At 72.9% G+C, this 16,768-nt stretch carries 13 protein-coding genes and 3 pseudogenes; 12 read left to right on the top strand and 4 right to left on the bottom strand.

Annotated features, from left to right (window positions below):
* The first annotated feature begins 93 nt into the window (after positions 1-93).
* A complete protein-coding gene (locus G3I77_RS33660) occupies positions 94-444 on the top strand; it encodes a DUF488 domain-containing protein (protein WP_248509852.1) in 351 nt (116 codons plus the stop codon).
* Positions 445-466: 22 nt separating this feature from the next.
* Here G3I77_RS33660 and G3I77_RS33655 read toward each other — a convergent pair whose 3' ends face one another.
* Together G3I77_RS33655 and G3I77_RS33650 are read right to left on the bottom strand one after the other, a co-directional pair.
* Complete coding sequence (locus G3I77_RS33655; RefSeq protein ID WP_248509851.1) at positions 467-2,140, bottom strand: FAD-binding dehydrogenase; 1,674 nt, start codon at positions 2,138-2,140, stop codon at positions 467-469.
* Positions 2,141-2,157: 17 nt separating this feature from the next.
* Positions 2,158-2,796, bottom strand: a complete 639-nt coding sequence (locus G3I77_RS33650; RefSeq protein WP_248509849.1) for a TetR/AcrR family transcriptional regulator — start codon at positions 2,794-2,796, stop codon at positions 2,158-2,160.
* Positions 2,797-2,899: 103 nt separating this feature from the next.
* Here G3I77_RS33650 and G3I77_RS33645 point away from each other — a divergent pair, with 103 nt between their 5' ends.
* The 3 genes from G3I77_RS33645 to G3I77_RS33635 all read left to right on the top strand — a co-directional run bounded on the left by G3I77_RS33645 (position 2,900) and on the right by G3I77_RS33635 (position 5,668).
* On the top strand, positions 2,900-3,523 hold the full coding sequence (locus tag G3I77_RS33645; protein ID WP_248509847.1) for an alpha-ketoglutarate-dependent dioxygenase AlkB: 624 nt from the start codon (positions 2,900-2,902) through the stop codon (positions 3,521-3,523).
* Positions 3,524-3,644: 121 nt separating this feature from the next.
* Positions 3,645-4,391 (top strand): MBL fold metallo-hydrolase, encoded by a 747-nt coding sequence (locus G3I77_RS33640; protein WP_248509845.1) that lies wholly within the window; start codon positions 3,645-3,647, stop codon positions 4,389-4,391.
* 41 nt (positions 4,392-4,432) lie between these two features.
* Complete coding sequence (locus tag G3I77_RS33635; protein ID WP_248509842.1) at positions 4,433-5,668, top strand: DUF4032 domain-containing protein; 1,236 nt, start codon at positions 4,433-4,435, stop codon at positions 5,666-5,668.
* 13 nt (positions 5,669-5,681) lie between these two features.
* On the opposite strand, the gene G3I77_RS33630 is transcribed toward G3I77_RS33635, so the two are convergent.
* Positions 5,682-6,563, bottom strand: a complete 882-nt coding sequence (locus tag G3I77_RS33630) for a universal stress protein (protein WP_248509840.1) — start codon at positions 6,561-6,563, stop codon at positions 5,682-5,684.
* 220 nt (positions 6,564-6,783) lie between these two features.
* On the opposite strand from G3I77_RS33630, the pseudogene G3I77_RS33625 reads away from it, so the two are divergent.
* From G3I77_RS33625 to G3I77_RS33610, 4 genes and pseudogenes are all read left to right on the top strand, one after another.
* Positions 6,784-7,383, top strand: a pseudogene (locus G3I77_RS33625) (response regulator); the annotation flags it as partial.
* Positions 7,346-8,008, top strand: a pseudogene (locus G3I77_RS33620) (sensor histidine kinase); the annotation flags it as partial. The pseudogenes G3I77_RS33625 and G3I77_RS33620, both read left to right, overlap by 38 nt.
* Positions 8,005-8,358: a UBP-type zinc finger domain-containing protein gene (locus tag G3I77_RS33615; protein ID WP_248509838.1), complete on the top strand. Its 354-nt coding sequence runs from the start codon at positions 8,005-8,007 to the stop codon at positions 8,356-8,358. The pseudogene G3I77_RS33620 and the gene G3I77_RS33615, both read left to right, overlap by 4 nt.
* 33 nt (positions 8,359-8,391) lie before the next feature.
* Positions 8,392-11,331 (top strand): helix-turn-helix transcriptional regulator, encoded by a 2,940-nt coding sequence (locus G3I77_RS33610; protein WP_248509835.1) that lies wholly within the window; start codon positions 8,392-8,394, stop codon positions 11,329-11,331.
* Between the two features lie 197 nt (positions 11,332-11,528).
* Here G3I77_RS33610 and G3I77_RS33605 read toward each other — a convergent pair whose 3' ends face one another.
* A complete protein-coding gene (locus G3I77_RS33605) occupies positions 11,529-12,773 on the bottom strand; it encodes an SGNH/GDSL hydrolase family protein (protein WP_248509833.1) in 1,245 nt (414 codons plus the stop codon).
* 362 nt (positions 12,774-13,135) lie between these two features.
* Here G3I77_RS33605 and G3I77_RS33595 point away from each other — a divergent pair.
* From G3I77_RS33595 to G3I77_RS33580, 4 genes and pseudogenes are all read left to right on the top strand, one after another.
* A pseudogene (locus tag G3I77_RS33595) lies at positions 13,136-13,246 on the top strand (serine hydrolase); the annotation flags it as partial.
* Positions 13,247-13,329: 83 nt separating this feature from the next.
* A complete protein-coding gene (locus tag G3I77_RS33590) occupies positions 13,330-14,625 on the top strand; it encodes a CAP domain-containing protein (RefSeq protein ID WP_248509831.1) in 1,296 nt (431 codons plus the stop codon).
* Positions 14,626-14,702: 77 nt separating this feature from the next.
* Complete coding sequence (locus tag G3I77_RS33585; RefSeq protein WP_248509826.1) at positions 14,703-15,380, top strand: AIM24 family protein; 678 nt, start codon at positions 14,703-14,705, stop codon at positions 15,378-15,380.
* A gap of 185 nt (positions 15,381-15,565) precedes the next feature.
* The gene (locus G3I77_RS33580; protein WP_248509825.1) at positions 15,566-16,621 is read left to right on the top strand and encodes a tetratricopeptide repeat protein; all 1,056 of its coding nucleotides are present in this window, start codon (positions 15,566-15,568) and stop codon (positions 16,619-16,621) included.
* Positions 16,622-16,768: the final 147 nt, after the last annotated feature.

Raw genomic sequence — 16,768 nt, 5'->3', positions numbered from 1 at the left:
CTGGATGTACCGCAGCGGTCCCCGGGGGTGCGGGCGTCCGGCCGGGGTTAGGCTCGCGGCAGGTATCCGTGTCGCCGCGGAGAGGAGCCGCTCATGAGCGTGCGCGTGCGCCGCGTCTACGATCCGGCCGAGCCGGACGACGGGGTGCGGGTCCTGGTCGACCGGCTGTGGCCGCGCGGAGTGGCGAAGGACGCGGCACGGGTGGACGAGTGGCCGAAGGCGATCACCCCGTCGACGGAGCTGCGCCGCTGGTACCACGCGGGCGAGGGCTCGTACGAGGAGTTCGCCGAGCGGTACGAGGCGGAGCTCGCCGCCGACGAGGCCGCAGAGGCCCTCGACCGGGTGCGTGACCTGGTGAGCAAGGGCGATGTGACGCTGCTGACCGCGTCCAGGACGCCGGAGCAGAGTCACGCCACGGTGCTGGCCCGCCTCCTCCGGTCGTGAGGCGACGGGCCGTTCCGTACGGTCAGGCGGTCTGCTTGGCCGCGGCCCGTCCCGCCGCCCGGCCCGAGAAGAGGCAGCCGCCGAGGAAGGTGCCCTCCAGGGCGTTGTAGCCGTGGACGCCGCCGCCGCCGAATCCGGCGACCTCGCCGGCCGCGTACAGTCCCTCGACCGGCTTGCCGTCGGTCCCTAGGGCGCGGGAGTCCAGGTCGGTCTGGATGCCGCCGAGGGTCTTGCGGGTGAGGATGTGCAGCTTGACGCCGATCAGCGGGCCGGCCGCCGGGTCGAGGATCCGGTGCGGGGTGGCGACCCGGCCGAGGCGGTCACCGATGTAGCGGCGGGCGTTGCGGATGCCCTGCACCTGGGCGTCCTTGGCGTAGGGGTTGGCGATCTGCAGGTCGCGGGCCTCGATCTGGCGCTTGACGGCGGCCGCGTCGAGGAGCGGCTTGTCGGTGAGTTCGTTCATCTTCGCGACGAGTTGTTCGACGCCGGCCGCGGTCACGAAGTCGGCGCCCTTGCGCAGGAACGCGTCGACCGGTCCGGGCGCGCCCTTGCCGAGGATGCGTTCCTTGAGGAATCCGACCCGGTCCTTGGCGGTGATGTCGGGGTTCTGCTCGGAGCCCGAGAGTGCGAACTCCTTCTCGATGATCTTCTGGGTGAGGATGAACCAGGAGTGGTCGTACCCGGCGATGTCCTCGGTGGTGCGCAGGTGCTTCAGGGTGCCGAGGGTGTCGTAGCCGGGCAGGTACGGCCCGGGCAGGCGGCGGCCGAGGGCGTCGAACCACATCGAGGACGGTCCGGGCAGGATGCGGATGCCGTGGCCGGGCCAGATCGGGTCCCAGTTCTGCAGGCCCTCGGTGTAGTGCCACATGCGGTCGCGGTTGACCAGCCGTACACCCGCCTCGGCGCTGATGTCGAGCATCCGCCCGTCGACGTAGGCGGGGACGCCGGTGACCATCTCCTGCGGCGGGGTGCCGAGGCGCTCGGGCCAGTAGCGGCGGACGATGTCGTGGTTCGCGCCGATGCCGCCGCTGGTGACGATGACGGCCTGGGCGGTGAGTTCGAACTCGCCGATCGCGTCGCGGCTGGAGGCGACGCCGCGGGGTGAGGCGTCCTCGGCCAGGACCGTGCCGCGTACGCCCCGGGCGGTGCCGTCCTCGACGACGAGGGCGTCGACGCGGTGGCGGTGGTGGAAGGTGAGCAGGCCGTCGCGGGCGGCCTGCTTGGCATACCGCACGAACGGTTCGACGACGCCGGTGCCGGTGCCCCAGGCGACGTGGAAGCGGGGCACGGAGTTGCCGTGCCCGTGCGCGGTGAGGTCGCCCCGCTCGGCCCAGCCGACGGTGGGCAGGAACGTGATGCCGTGTCCGTCCAGCCAGGACCGCTTCTCCCCCGCGGCGAACTCGACGTAGGCGCGGGCCCAGCGCACCGCCCAGGAGTCCTCGTCCTCCAGCCGGTCGAAGCCCGCGCTGCCCCGCCAGTCGCTCCAGGCGAGGTCGAAGGAGTCCTTGATGCCCAGGCGCCGCTGCTCGGGCGAGTCGACGAGGAACAGCCCGCCGAAGGACCAGAAGGCCTGGCCGCCGAGGTTGCCCGCGTTCTCCTGGTCGACGAGGGCGACCCGTCGGCCCTTGCTGGTCAGTTCGTGCGCCGCGACCAGGCCGGCGAGGCCCGCTCCGACGACGATGACATCGGCATCCATGGCGACCGTTCCCTTCCTCAGTTCTTCGTGTGGGCGAGGGTGCCGCTGCCGTCGGTCAGCAGGGCCGTGAGCAGTTGCTTCAGCCAGGCCCGTGCGTGGTCGAGGTCCCGGTCCAGCAGCAGTTGCGTGGTGACGCCGTCGTACGCGGCGACCACGGCGTGGGCGGCGCCGTCGGTGTCGCCCAGGACGGCGGGCAGTGCGGTGTGCCCGCGGGCCCGGCCGAGCCGGTCGGCGATGGCCTGCCGCAGCCGCGCGCGGTGTTCGAGCAGGCTCCGCGCCACCTCCGGGTCGCGGGCGGCGTGCACGAGGAAGTCCGTCTTCACCAGGAGCCAGTCGCGGTCGAGGAGCAGCACGCCGGTGACGCGGTCCACGGCGGCGGGTACGTCGAGGTCGGGTTCGTCGAGGGCCAGGGCGCCGGACACCTGCTCGGCGATCAGGTCGGCCCGCTCCCGGTAGAGGGCGAAGAACAGCTCGTCGAGGCTGGAGAAGTTGGAGTAGAAGGCGCCCCTGCTGTAGCCGGCGGCCTCGCAGACCTCCTCGATCGAGACGTGCCCGAAGCCTTTGGCCGCGAACACGGAGAAGGCCGCCTCGAGGAGGTTGGCGCGGGTGTGGACACGGCGCCTGGTCACGCGCCCGGTGGTTCCTTCGACAGCCATGCCCGGCCCTCCTTTCGATACAGGACTGTATTGGATACACCGGCGTATCGAAAGACCGGGTTCTCCCTGGAACACATATTCGATTCAGGGGTACGCTGGCCGCATGCACCTCCAGGGCTCCCTCTTCGACCAGGCCGACGAGCTGCGCCTCGGCTCTCTGGACGGGATCAGCCGTACCCACCTCGGCTTCGGCGCCTGGCTCGACGTCCTGCCCGGGTGGCTGAGCGGCTCGGACGAACTGTTCGAGCAGCTGGTCGCCGGGGTTCCGTGGCGTGCGGAGCGGCGCAAGATGTACGACAACGTGGTCGACGTCCCCCGCCTGCTCGCGTTCTACGGGGCGGACGATCAGCTGCCGCACCCGGTGCTGGCCGAGGCGCGGAGCGCGCTGAGCGCCCACTACGGCGAGGACCTGGGCGAGCCGTTCACCACGGCCGGGCTGTGCTACTACCGCGACGGCCGGGACAGCGTGGCCTGGCACGGCGACCGGATCGGGCGCGGGGCGCGCGAGGACACGATGGTCGCGATCCTGTCGGTCGGAGCGCCCCGGGACCTGCTGCTGCGCCCGCTGCGGGGCGACCGGGACACCGTGCGCCGCCCGCTGGGCCATGGCGACCTCCTCGTGATGGGCGGCTCCTGCCAGCGCACCTGGGAACACGCGATCCCCAAGAGCACGCGCGCGGCGGGGCCGCGCATCAGCATCCAGTTCCGCCCGCACGGCGTGCTCTGAGACGCATCGAACGCCCCTCCCCCACCACTCCGTTGAGCCGGACCCGGTGATTCCGCCTGCCGCGGGAGCTGCTTCTCTTCTCCCGACGGGCCGGAACCGGGACCACACGAGGCGGGCGATCATGCGGGCGGACGTACACCACGTCGCGGACGGCACCTACCTGGTGCACGGTTCCCACACCAACTGGGTGATCCTCACGGAGGGGGACGCCGTCACGCTGGTCGACACCGGCTACCCCGGTGACCGGGAGCGGCTCCTCGCCTCGCTCGCCCAGGTCGGCAGCTCCCCGGAGGCGGTCGCGGCCGTGCTGATCACGCACGCGCACAACGACCACCTGGGCAACGCGGAGCACCTGCGCGCCGCGTACGGCACCCCTGTCCACCTGCACGAGGCCGAAGTGCCACACGCGCGACGGGAGTTCCTGCACCAGGTGTCCGTCGGGACGGTGCTGAGGAACGGCTGGCGGCCGGGGGTCCTGCCGTGGGCGGTGCACGCGCTGCGCTCGGGCGGCACGGCCCACGTCCCCGTGGCCGCTCCGCTGGCGTTCCCGGCCACGGGCGCCCTTGATCTGCCCGGGCGGCCGGTACCGGTACACACCCCGGGCCACACCGACGGGCACTGCGCCTACCACCTGCCCGGCGCAGGGGTACTGATCTCCGGGGACGCCCTGGTCAGCGGGCATCCCACCTCGCGGGTGGAGGGACCCCAGCTGCTGCCGGACATGTTCCACCACCAGCGGCCGCGTGCCCTGGCCTCCCTGGACGTCCTGGCGGAGCTGGAGGGCGAGCTGCTGCTCCCCGGGCACGGCCCGGCGCACCGCGGGCGGGTGCGGGACGCCGCTCTGCGGGCCCGGGAACGCGCACTCTAGAGTGAGGCGACGATCGGCGGCGAGACAAGGACACCCGGCGCATGGCTCTGCAGATCAGCGCGACGAACCCCGAGCACCCCGCGCTCTTGCTGGAACTGCCGTGGCACCTGCCCCTGGAGAACTGGCCGGAGGAGTACCTCGTCCCGCTGCCGCGCGGCATCTCCCGGCACGTGGTGCGCTACTCCCGCGCCGGCGACGAGGTGATCGCCGTCAAGGAGCTGGCCGAGCGGCCCGCGCTGCGCGAGTACGAGCTGCTGCGCGACCTCGACCGGATCGGCATCCCGGCGGTGGACCCGCTGGCCGTGGTCACCGGACGCACCGACGCGAGCGGCGGCCCGCTGGAGAGCGTCCTGGTCACCCGGCATCTGGGCGGCTCGATGCCGTACCGCTCGATGTTCGAGACGACCATGCGCCCGGCCACCATGCACCGGCTGATGGACGCGCTCGCCGTGCTCCTGGTGCGCCTGCACCTGGCCGGGTTCGCCTGGGGCGACTGCTCGCTGTCCAACACCCTCTTCCGGCGCGACGCCGGCGCCTACGCCGCCTACCTGGTCGACGCCGAGACCGGTGACCTGCATCCGCAGCTCAGCGCGGGGCAGCGGGACTACGACCTCGATCTCGCCCGGGTGAACATCAGCGGGGAGCTGCTGGACCTGGAGGCGTCGGGGGCACTGCACCCCTCCGTGGATCCGATCGAGTTCGGCACGGAGATCTGCGCCCGCTACCGCGGCCTGTGGGAAGAGCTGACCCGGGCCTCCGTCTACCCGGCCGGCAAGTACCACTACATCGAACGCCGGATCCGCCGCCTGAACGACCTCGGCTTCGACGTCGCCGAGATGCAGATCGAGCACGCCTCGAACGGCGACACCGTCAGCTTCGTGCCCAAGGTCGTCGACGCGGGCCACCACCAGCGGCAGTTGCTGCGCCTGACCGGGCTGGACACGGAGGAGAACCAGGCCCGGCGGCTGCTGAACGACCTGGAGAGCTGGATGGCGACCCAGGACGACTACGCGCCGGGCGACCCCCTCGGAGCCCGCCCCGAGGTGCTGGCCCACCGCTGGGTGCGCGAGGTCTTCCGCCCGACCGTGCGGGCCGTGCCGCTCGAACTGCGCGGTGCGATGGACCCGGCGGAGATCTACCACCAGCTCCTCGAACACCGCTGGTACATGTCCGAGCGGGCCCAGCACGACATCGGCATCGAGACCGCGGTCGAGGACTACATCGAGAACATCCTGCCCAAGGCGAGCAAGACGCTGCAGCCGCCGACGTCGGAGTGAGCGACCGGCGCCGTCACCCGTGCGGCACCACCGCCACCGGGCAGTCCGCGTGGTGCAGCATCCCGTGGGCCACCGAGCCGATGCGGGCCCCGACGGCCGTGCGGTGGGCCCGGCGGCCGACGACCATCAGCTGCGCCGTCCCGGCCACCGACAGCAGCACCTGACTCGCGCTGCCCATCTCCACGTGCTCCTCGACCGGCACATCGGGGAAACGCTCCCGGAAGGGCCGGACGGCGGCGGCCAGGCCCTTCTTCTCGTACGGCTCCAGTCCCCCGGCCTCGTCCAGGAGCTTCAGCGAGCCCGGGCTGTAGGCGAAGACGGGCGGCAGGTTCCAGGCCCGCACGACCCGCACGGTCGCCCCGCGCGCGGCGGCCGTCTCGAAGGCGAAGCGCAGCGCGGCGGCGCTGTCCTCCGGGTCGCCCTGCTGGCCCACGACGATCTCGCGCCCGGCGGCCTCGGACGAGGGCTGGTCGCCGGCCCGGACGAGCACCACGGGCCGGGTGGCCGAGGCGATCACCTGCTGGCCGACCGAGCCGAGCAGGAATCCGACGAGGCGACCGTGCCCGCGCGAGCCGAGCACCAGCAACTCGGCGTCGGCCGCGGCGGCGGCCAGGGTGTCGGCCACCGCGCCCTCGATGACATCGGTGGTCACCGCGAGCTCCGGATGCTGTTCGGTGACGGTCCCGACGGCCTCGGTCACCGCGCTGTGCACCCACTCGGCCTGGCTGTCCGCGTCCCCCTCGATCCCCGCTCCGAGCGCCTGCTGCGGCTGGAACCGCCAGGCGTGCACCACCCGCAGCGGCCGGTCGCGCCGCACCGCCTCCCGCGCCGCCCAGGCGAGGGCCGCGAGGCTCTCCTGCGATCCGTCGACCCCTGCGGTGATCGGACGTGTCATCCGGCTGCCTCCCATGTCGAAATCACTATGTGCCGGTGATCAGTCTTCACTACGTCGCCCGCATGTCCCCCTCGGGCAACGAGTTCTGCGTGCCGGGGGCCTCGCGGAGCCGATCCTCGTGTCCGGGCACTCCGCTGCGATCGAACATATGATGGGCGGAGGTCGGCGCGGTGCCCCGGGACGCCGTGCCGTGGGTCGACCGCCCAGTGGGGGGGGACGTATGGCACAGGCCGCCGATACGGCGCGGACCGTCATCATGACCGTGGACGACGACCCGGGTGTCTCGCGGGCCGTGGCCCGGGACCTGAGGCGGCGGTACGGCGCGTCGTACCGGATCGTGCGGGCGGAGTCCGGCGCGTCCGCGCTGGACGCGTTGCGGGAACTGAAGCTGCGCGGCGATCTCGTGGCCGTGATCCTGGCCGATTTCCGGATGCCGCAGATGAACGGCATCGAGTTCCTCGAACAGGCCCTGGACGTCTACCCGGGCGCGCGGCGCGTGCTGCTGACCGCGTACGCGGACACGAACGCCGCGATCGACGCGATCAACGTCGTCGACCTCGACCACTATCTCCTCAAGCCCTGGGACCCGCCCGAGGAGAAGCTGTACCCGGTCCTCGACGATCTGCTCCAGGCCTGGCGGAACAGTGACTTCCGGCCCGTGCCCAGCACCAAGGTCGTGGGCCACCGGTGGTCGTCACGCTCCTCGGAGGTACGGGAGTTCCTGGCCCGCAACCAGGTGCCGTACCGCTGGTACTCCTCCGACGAGCCGGAGGGGCGGCGGCGGTCTCGACGTGGACTGGCTGGACCAGGTCGCGGCGGCGGTGGACGAGGACATCCTGCCCAGCGCGATCGGGTGGCTCAACTACACGGTCGAGACCGAACTGCTGATGGACGAGATCAACGACTCGACCACCCGCATCTCGCACCTCGTGGACGCGGCGAAGCAGTACTCGCAGCTCGACCGGGCGCCCTTCCGAGCCGTCGACGTGCACGAACTCCTCGACTCCACCCTGCTGATGCTGTCGGGCAAGATCGGCAAGCGGATCAAGGTCGTCAAGGACTACGACCGTACGCTGCCGAAGATCCCCGCTTACCCCGCCGAGCTCAACCAGGTGTGGACGAACCTCATCGACAACGCGGCCGCGGCGATGAACAGTGCGGGCGGGGAGGGGACGTTGACCGTGCGGACGGCTGCGGACCACGACCGGCTGGTGGTGGAGTTCCGGGACACCGGCGTCGGCATCCCGGCGGAGGACCGGGAGCGGATCTTCGATCCCTTCTTCACCACCAAGCCGGTGGGTGAGGGGACCGGGCTCGGGCTCGACATCTCCTGGCGGATCGTGGTCAACAAGCACCACGGGAGCATCCAGGTCGAGTCGGAGCCGGGCGACACGCGGTTCCAGGTACTGCTTCCGCTGACAGCGGTCGAGGAGGAGTCGGCATGAGTGGCGAGAACGGGATCGACCCGAGTGTGCCGCCGAGCGGCAGCGGGTGTGCGGAGTGCGACGCGGCCGGGGGGTGGTGGTTCCACCTCCGGCGGTGTGCGCGGTGCGGGCATGTGGGGTGCTGTGACAGTTCGCCGGCGAAGCACGCGACGGGGCACTTTCGCGACACCGGGCATCGCCTGGTGCAGAGCTTCGAGCCGGGCGAGGACTGGTACTGGGACTACGGGACGAACGAGCTGTACGAGTCGGGGCCCGAGTTGGCCCCGCCGGTGAGTCATCCCGCGGAGCAGCCGACACCGGGCCCCGCGGGGCGGGTGCCGGCTGACTGGGCGAAGGTTCTGCGGGCCTAGGCGCCCGGGACTCGTAAGAAGAAAGTTGGATCTGTGCAGCAGGCTTCATCGGTCACGCCCGTCGTCGGACGGGATGCCGAACTCTCGCGACTCTCCGGTGTGCTGGAGCGTGCGCGTGCTGGTGAGGCCCGGGCCGTGTTGATCGCCGGGGACGCCGGCGTCGGCAAGACCCGGGTGCTCGACGAGGTCGGGGGGCAGGCTGCCGCAGCGGGCATGACCGTGGTCACCGGGCACTGCGTGGATCTCGGGGACGTCGGGCTGCCCTATCTGCCGTTCACCGAGATCCTGGGGGTGCTGGCCGCCGATGAGCGGTTCGCCGGCGCTCTCGCCGCTCATCCCGTGGTCGAGCGGCTGCTGGGGGCCGGGACCGATTCCGTGCGGGACGTGGACGGGCGGCTGCGGCTGTTCGAGGGGATGGCGGGGCTGCTGGCCGAAGTCGCCCAGGTCGCGCCGCTGTTGCTCGTGCTGGAGGATCTGCACTGGGCGGATCAGTCGTCGCGGGATCTGCTGCGGTTCCTGCTCGGCCGGGGCGTGCTCCGGCACCGGCTGACGGTGCTCGCCTCGTACCGGGCCGACGACCTGCACCGCCGGCATCCGCTGCGGCCGCTGCTTGCGGAGCTGATACGGCTGCCCGTGGTCGAGCGTCTGGACCTGCGGCCGCTGGCCGATTCCGATGTGGACCGGCTGGTGCGGGCCCTGGAACCCAGGCCGCTGCCGGACGCCACGGTGCGGCGGATCGTGGAGCGTGCCGAGGGGAACGCCTTCTACGCGGAGGAGTTGCTCGCCGCCACCGACACGGAGTCCGGTGGCGTGCCCAGCGGGCTCGCCGATGTGCTGCTGATCCGTTTCGAGCAGCTTTCCGAGACCGCGCAGCAGGTGCTGCGGACCGCCGCCGTGGCCGGGCGCCGGGTGGAGCACGATCTGCTGCGGGAGGCGGTCGGGCTGCCGGAGGCGGAGCTGGAGTCGGCGCTGCGTGAGGCGGTGGGGCGGCAACTGCTGGTCGCCGGGGGCGACGACACGTACTCCTTCCGGCACGCCCTCGCCCGCGAGGCCGTCTACGCCGATCTGCTGCCCGGTGAGCGGGCGAGACTGCACGGCGCGTTCGCGCGGCTGCTCGCCGGGCGCGGGCACAAGGCCGAGAGTGCCGCCGAGCGCGCCCACCACTACCGGGAGAGCCACGACCTCGCCGAGGCGCTGACCGCGTCCCTGGAGGCCGCCGATCACGCCCAGCGGGTCGGGGCGCCGGCCGAGGAGCAGCGGCATCTCGAAGCGGCCCTGGACCTGTGGCCGGCGGTCGGTCCCGAGGCCCGGCCTTCGGGCGTGGGTGCCGACCGGGTCACGCTGACGCTGCGGGCTTCGGCGGCGGCCGCGCACGCCGGGGAGCTGCACCGCGCGGTCTCGCTCAGCCGGTCCGCGCTCGGGGAGCTCGGCCAGGACTCCGACTCCGAACTCGCCGCACGGGTCCGCTACACCCTCGCCGGGAACCTCATGAGCGTGGACAGCCTGACGGCCGCGTTCGCCTACAGCAGCGAGGCTCTGGCGATGATCCCGGAGAATCCTCCGTCGCGTACGTGGGTGTGGGCGGCTGCCACGCATGTCATGGCCGCCCGCTACATCGGGGAGAACGACACCGCGCTGAAGGTCGCCCGCCGGGCCCTGGACGTGTCCGAGCAGCTCCGGGCGACCGACGCCCAGGCGGACCTGCTGATATCCCTGGCCGGGTTCGACGGCGGCGGGCGGCGCAGCCCCGAGGGGCGTGAGCGGCTGCTGAAGGCCCGGGAACTGGCGGCGCGTTCGGGCAACGCGGCCGTGGAGCTGCGGGCCCTGTTCAACCTCGCCATGGGCTGCTACGAGAGCGGGGAGCTGGAGGAGTGCCTGCCCTGGCTGACGGAGGGCCTGGACCGGGCCCGGCGCGCCGGGCTGCTGTCGTCGCCGTATCCGCTGGAGATGCGCTACCTGCGGCTGCTGGTGTTGCAGGTGCTGGGCCGCTGGGACGAGTGTGTGCGCGCGGCGGCGGCCGATGCCGAGGTGCTGCCGGCCGCCGGCGGGTTCACCGTCGGTCCCGCGCTGTACGTGGCGCTCGCGAGGGGTGACTTCGCCGCCGCCGACCGGGCGCGTGCCCTGCTGGAGGGCCCGTTCGACTGGATGGCCACCCTGGTCTCGGGCATCGTGCTCACCGACGCCGCGGCGCTGCGCGGGGATCCCGAGGACGCGGTGCGGTGGATGCGGTCTACGGTCACGGCCCTCACCGACGAGGCGGGCACCCGCCCGTACGCCACGGTCCGGCTCGCCGCGCTGGCGTTGTCGGCGGTGGCCGACGCGGCCGCCGGGCTACGGCCGACCGGCGACGAGGCCGGGGCCCGCTCCTGGACGGACACCGCAACCGAACTGGTGGAACTGGCGCGGACCATGGCCACCCACGGCGCGCACGGCACGCCACAGGGGCCCGAGGGGCAGGCATGGCTGGCCCGGGCCGAGGCGGAGTGGGTCAGGGCCGCGTCGGGGCCCGAGGCGGTGGCCGCCTGGGCGAAGGCGGTGACGGCGTTCGGCTACGGCGACGTCTACGAGCGGGCGCGGTGCCGTCTGCGGTACGCCGAGGCCCTGGTGGCGGCCGGACATCGTGAGGAGGCCGCGGCCGAGGCCCGGGCGGTCCGGGAGACCGCGGACCTCCTGGGCGCCTCGCCGCTGCGGGAGCAGGTCGACACCCTGATCCGTCGCGGCCGGCTGTCGGACCGGCCGGGCAGCGACGCCGGGGCCGCCGTGCTCACCGCGCGCGAGCAGGACGTGCTGCGGCTGCTCGCCCTCGGCCACAGCAACCGCCGGATCGGCGAGGAACTGTTCATCAGCGGCAAGACCGCGAGCGTCCACGTCTCCAACATCCTCGCCAAGCTGGGCGCGTCGAGCCGCGGCGAGGCCGTGGCGATCGCCTACCGCGAGGGCCTGATCGCCCCGGAGCCCACGACGTCCGGCTGACCGGCCGGCGTGCCGGGGGTCCGGCACGCCCACTTGGGCCACCGAGGCGCCGAACCGCCCGAACGTCCGCTTCCGGAGCATGGTGACCGTCGCCCTGGGCGGCACGGGGACCATCCGGCATGTCGTCGACGACCGTGGCGGCCTGTCCGACCCGGCGACGAACGTGGTCGGCCTGGTCGCATATCCCTGACCGGGCATCAGCCGGTCCCGCAGTCGAGGCTCTCCAGATCGACGGCGTCGGCCATCGCCCGCATCCCCTTGTCGTTGGGGTGCAGATGGTCGCCGCCGTCGAAGACGGGGAGCATCCGCTCGGGGTCGCGGGGGCTGCGCAGGACGCGGTCGAAGTCGGCGACCCCGTCGAACTCGCCGCTGTTGCGGATGAAGGCGTTCACCTGCTGCCGCACCGCTTCCCCGGCGGGGTCCCACTCCTGCCAGCCCTTGAAGGGGGCGATCGTGGCGCCGACGACGCACTTCCCGGCCGCGTGGGCCCGGTCGATCAGCCTGCGGTACCCGGCGATCAGTCCGGCGCCCGTGGCCGCGGGCTCGGCCTTGATGTCGTTGACGCCCTGGAAGAGGAACACCGTGCGCACGCCCGGCAGCGAGAGGGCGTCCCGCTGCAGGCGGTTCAGGGCGCTCTGCCCGGGGCCGTCGAGAAGGACCTTGTTCCCGGCGATGCCCGCGTTGGCCACGCCCTTGACCGTGGTGCCGGCGGACTCGCCCAGCCGGCGGGCCAGGTAGTCGGGCCAGCGGCGGTCGAGGTCGGTCGTGGACTGCCAGCCGTCGGTGATGGAGTCGCCGACGGCGGCCACGGCGCCCGTCCCCTTGCGGGGCCGTACGGTGACGGCGTCCAGGTAGAACCAGGAGCCGGTCCGCTGCTTCCAGTGGGCCGCGCCCTCCTCCGCGGTGTGGTCGCCGTCGGTGGTGTACGACGTCTGCATCGCCAGCCAGTGCCCGGTGAGCGCGCCGCCCGCGCGGGGGACGTACAGGCTGACGGCGAGGGTGCGCCCGGCGGGGACGTGGCCGGGCAGCGGGTCGCTGTAGACGATGCCGCCGGCGGGGACGGTGGCGGAGCGGGCGCCGCCGAAGGTCAGGCGCCTGTTGCTGCCGGGGACGAGTGCGGCGCCGTCCCGTTGCAGGCCGGCGTGGACATTGCCGAACGTCACCGGCCGGTCGCCGAAGGCGTTGGACAGCCGCACCCTGAGGCCGCTGCCGCCGACGCTGGTGTGCACCATCAGCCGGTAGCCGCGGTCGTCGGCCGCCTCGCCGACGCGGCCGGCGGAGGAGGCCCAGGTGACCACCCCGCGCCCGGCCGCCGTCGGGGCGCTGGACGGCGGGCTCGGCTGGTCCCCCTGAGGCACCGTGCCCGTCCCGCAGCCCAGCGCGACGCAGGAGGAGAGAGCGGCCAGGGCGGCACGGCGGCGGGGGCGTGCGGTGCGGGACATCGTCGGCGCTCCTTCGGCCGGTCGGTGGCGTACAGACGGTTTCATGGGCGAGGTTCCGCAGGGTCACGGAGCCTCCGGGCCTGAGGCGGATCCTTGGGGCGTCCCGGCGTACGACACCGTAGTGGTGCGGCCGCCGACGCTGTGCAGGGTGGTCTCGACGGGTGTGCCGTGCCGCCGGCGCAGGTCGAGGACGAAGCCGCCGCGGGCAGGGCCGGCAGCAGCTCCACGTGTCCCGGCCGGGACTGGACGAGCGTCTCGATCATCGGCGCGGGGTACCCAGGTCGGCGTCGATCTGAACGATGCCGCGGCTCTCCACCTCGTAGAAGCCGAAGAGGTCGAAGGCGGCGCCGTTGCCGCCGCCGGCGTACGGGCTCGGTCTGCGGCGGCGTGAACCGCCTTGCGGCGTGTCGGTGTACGGCCGCACCGGTGCCGTCCAGGGCCACTACACCTACGCGTTCGCGTCCCGCGTGGGCCCGGGCCGAGGAGGGAACCCCTGTGCCCCGGCGGCCGTTGTCCGGGCAACCGAATCCCTCGCGGGGAGGGGCAGGGCGGCGTGATGAGCGAGTTGGTTCCCGGAGGCAATCTGGCGCTCCCGGGCGGTGCGGTGACCGTCCGGGTGCCCGGGCCGTTCGACGTGTCCGCGCTCGTGACCGACGACGGCGGAAAAGTCCGGGACGACGGCGACTTCGTCTTCTACAACCAGCCGGCCGCGCCGGGAGCCGTCCTGCGGGGCGACACGCTCACGGTGGACCCGCCCGGGCTGCGCACCGGCGCGGCCCGGGTCACCGTCGTCGTCAGCCCCGCCGAGCCCGGAACCGTCCTCGGCAGCCTGCCCTCCCCCACCCTCCACGTCACCGACTCAGGCGGCCGCCCCCTCGCCCGCTTCACCCCGCCGCGCCCCCGCCAGGAGACGGTGCTGCTGCTCGCCGAGATCTACCGGCGCGGCGACAACTGGAAGCTGCGGGCCCTGGGCCAGGGGTACGCCGACGGGCTGGCGGGACTCGCACGGGACTTCGGTGTCGACGTCGTGGACGACACACCCTCCGGCCCTCCCACGAGCGCCTCCGCCGCCCCTGATCCCGACGGCTTCCTGCCCCTGGTCAACTCCGCCCGGGCCACGGCCGGTTCACCGCCGCTCTCGCTGGACGCCCGTCTCATGTCGGCGGCCCGGGAGCACGCCGCCGCCATGGCCGCCGCCGGGCGTCTCGGCGTCGAGACGCGCGACGGCGTCTCCGTCTACCAGCGCGTCATCGGCTCCGGGTTCGCGTACCTCACCGTCGGTGAGCACCTGGTGTCCGGACCGCGCACGGCCGCCGAGTTCGTCGCGTACTGCCTGCGCACGAACGGGCCCCGGCGCACCCTGCACGACCCGGCGTTCACCCACGCCGGACTCGCCCACGTGCACGACGGCCCCTCCGATGACACCTACTGGACAGCGCTGTGGGCCAGGCCGTTCACGCCGGACGGGCTGGCCGGCACGGCGGCGGCCATGATCGACCTCACCAACCGGGAGCGCGCCCGGGCCGGGCTCCCGCCCCTGTCCGCCGACCCGTTGCTCACCACGGCCGCGCAGGCGCACAGCGCGGACATGGTGGCCCGCGCCTTCTACGCGCACACCGCACCCGACGGCGGTCAGCCCTGGGACCGGGCCGCCGCGGCGGGTTCCACCCGGCGGTCCATCGGCGAGAACATAGCCTGCGGCCAGCGCTCCCCCGCCGACGTCGTGGAGGGCTGGATGAACAGCCCCGGCCACCGGGCCAACATCCTCACACCCGGCTTCACCCACATCGGCATCGGCTTCGCCGGCGGCGGCCGGGCGGGGATGTACTGGACGCAGCTCTTCGGTGGTTGACCCCGGCGACCGCGCTTCACGAACGGGCCTGCTGCGTGATCTTGGCGGAGGGAGAGGCTCCGGGCGAGGATGCCGGTATGAAGGGTGACCTCTTTTCCAGTGAGCACATGGTGCAGCCCGCCGTAGCGCCGGGCATGACCGTCGAGAACGCCAAGTGCATCCGATACACGGTGAACGGAGAGATGCTCGCCCGGCAGGGCGCGATGATCTCCTACCGCGGCAACCTCCAGTTCGAGCGCAAGGGCCAGGGCGTGGGCGGCATGCTCAAGCGCGCGGTCACCGGGGAGGGACTGCCGCTGATGGCGGTGCGCGGGCAGGGCGAGGCCTGGTTCGCGCACGAGGCACAGAACTGTTTCGTCGTCGACGTCGAGCCCGGCGACGAGTTCACGGTCAACGGCCGCAACGTCCTGTGTTTCGACGCCACGTTGTCGTACCGCATCGCCACCGTGAAGGGCGCCGGCATCACCGGGGGCGGCCTGTTCAACAGCGTCTTCACCGGGCACGGCAAGCTGGGCCTGGTGTGCGACGGCAGTCCGCTCGTCATCCCGGTCTCGCCGCAGTACCCGGTGTACGTCGACACGGACGCGATCGTCGGCTGGACCGCGGGCCTGCAGACCTCGCTGCACCGCTCCCAGTCCATCGGGTCGATGCTGCGCGGCGGCTCCGGCGAGGCCGTGCAACTGCTGCTCCAGGGTGAGGGGTACGTCGTCGTCAGGCCGAGTGAGGCGACACCGCACAAGGCCGGTCAGCACTGAATGCCCGTCGGGTGATCTGCGCCTCAGAGGCAACCCGGTCCGTTCCGCCGTCGTCTTGATCGGCAACAGGTGATGCCCTGGCCCTTGTGGCCAGGGCAGGCTTCCACCCTTCTATACACCCCATGTATACGCTCTATGTATACGCATTGAATATACCTGGGGTGTATACGGACCGAAAGGCATCGATGTACGGCAAGGCATTCGCCCCGGAGTACCAGGGCGCGCTCACCACCCTGTCCGTCAACTCCTCACTGACCGACGTCCTGGCCGCCGGTACCGAGCAGTTGAGGGCGGCGGAGCGCGCCGGACAGCCCGGGGAGGCGGCGCGTTCCGGACTCGCGGTGGCCGAGGCGCACCGTCGGCTGGGCCGGGTCGAGGACGCGGACCGGGCCTGGAAGGCGAGCTACCGCGCGGCCCGGCAGGCCGGGGACGTCGGCGCCATGGCCTGGGCGCTGTGGAGCGGCGGCACGCTGGCCCGGCAGCGCGGCGCGCTCCCGCTGGCCCGCAGGCTGCTCCGGCTGGCGGCCGACCTCGGCGAACGGGGCGGGGACATCGTCGTGCGCGGCTACTCGCTGGCCGGCCTGGCCGAGACCGGCCGCATCCAGGGCGACTACGAGGCCGTGGGCCGGCTGCACGAGCAGTTGCTCGCCGAGGCCCGGCGGCGCGGGGAGGCGCGGCACACGGTGTGGGCGCTGGAGGGCATCGCGCAGATGCACCGCAACACCGGGCGCTACGACAGCGCGTACGCCCTGTTCGAGGAAGCCGCCGAAATCGCCGCTCGTGCCGACGACCGGCGCGGCCACGCCTGGGCGCTGCGCGGGCTGGCCGATGTGGTGTCGGTGCGCGACGGGGACACCGAGCGGGCCCTGGAGCTGCTGAGCGAGGCGGAGACGACGTGCCGTGCGATGCGGCTGTCCAGCGCGCTGGCCTACAACCACAAGATGCGCGGCAACGTCCTGTACCGGGCGGGGCGTTACGGGCGGGCGCGGGAGCTGTACGAGCAGGCGCTCGAGGAGTTCCGCGAGATGAGCGAGCCGCGCGGGGAGGCTTTGTCGCGCCTGGGGCTCGCCAAGGCCCTGGCCCGACTGGGTCGCGACCGTGACGAGACGGCGGCCGAACTGGCCGATCTCGAGGGCATGCTGGAGCGCATCGGTCTGCAGCACGCCCGCCGGATGGTGGCCCGGGCCCACGAGGAACTCGGCATACCGACGGCCGAGCGGGCGACGGAGGCGGCACTGTGACGGCGCTGCCGACGACGGTGAAGGCAGCGCGGCGGAGCAATGGGGCGGCATCGCCCCCGGCCACGCAGGCGCCGCCGTCCCGCGGAGCCGGACCGGCGGCAGCGGCACGCCAGGGCCCGGCGGCTCCGGTCCCGGCAACCGCCAGGC

Source organism: Streptomyces sp. D2-8 (genome assembly GCF_023184515.1).
Taxonomy (GTDB): domain Bacteria; phylum Actinomycetota; class Actinomycetes; order Streptomycetales; family Streptomycetaceae; genus Streptomyces.
The sequence above is the reverse complement of the archived record's forward strand: the minus strand, read 5'-3'. Positions and strand labels throughout refer to the sequence as shown.

What these genes read in the sequence shown, in the direction of transcription:
- G3I77_RS33660 (WP_248509852.1), top strand. Translation starts at nt 94, where the DNA reads ATGAGCGTGCGCGTGCGCCGCGTCTACGATCCGGCCGAGCCGGACGAC.
- G3I77_RS33655 (WP_248509851.1), bottom strand. Translation starts at nt 2,140, where the DNA reads ATGGATGCCGATGTCATCGTCGTCGGAGCGGGCCTCGCCGGCCTGGTC.
- G3I77_RS33650 (WP_248509849.1), bottom strand. Translation starts at nt 2,796, where the DNA reads ATGGCTGTCGAAGGAACCACCGGGCGCGTGACCAGGCGCCGTGTCCAC.
- G3I77_RS33645 (WP_248509847.1), top strand. Translation starts at nt 2,900, where the DNA reads ATGCACCTCCAGGGCTCCCTCTTCGACCAGGCCGACGAGCTGCGCCTC.
- G3I77_RS33640 (WP_248509845.1), top strand. Translation starts at nt 3,645, where the DNA reads ATGCGGGCGGACGTACACCACGTCGCGGACGGCACCTACCTGGTGCAC.
- G3I77_RS33635 (WP_248509842.1), top strand. Translation starts at nt 4,433, where the DNA reads ATGGCTCTGCAGATCAGCGCGACGAACCCCGAGCACCCCGCGCTCTTG.
- G3I77_RS33630 (WP_248509840.1), bottom strand. Translation starts at nt 6,563, where the DNA reads ATGACACGTCCGATCACCGCAGGGGTCGACGGATCGCAGGAGAGCCTC.
- G3I77_RS33615 (WP_248509838.1), top strand. Translation starts at nt 8,005, where the DNA reads ATGAGTGGCGAGAACGGGATCGACCCGAGTGTGCCGCCGAGCGGCAGC.
- G3I77_RS33605 (WP_248509833.1), bottom strand. Translation starts at nt 12,773, where the DNA reads ATGTCCCGCACCGCACGCCCCCGCCGCCGTGCCGCCCTGGCCGCTCTC.
- G3I77_RS33590 (WP_248509831.1), top strand. Translation starts at nt 13,330, where the DNA reads ATGAGCGAGTTGGTTCCCGGAGGCAATCTGGCGCTCCCGGGCGGTGCG.
- G3I77_RS33585 (WP_248509826.1), top strand. Translation starts at nt 14,703, where the DNA reads ATGAAGGGTGACCTCTTTTCCAGTGAGCACATGGTGCAGCCCGCCGTA.
- G3I77_RS33580 (WP_248509825.1), top strand. Translation starts at nt 15,566, where the DNA reads ATGTACGGCAAGGCATTCGCCCCGGAGTACCAGGGCGCGCTCACCACC.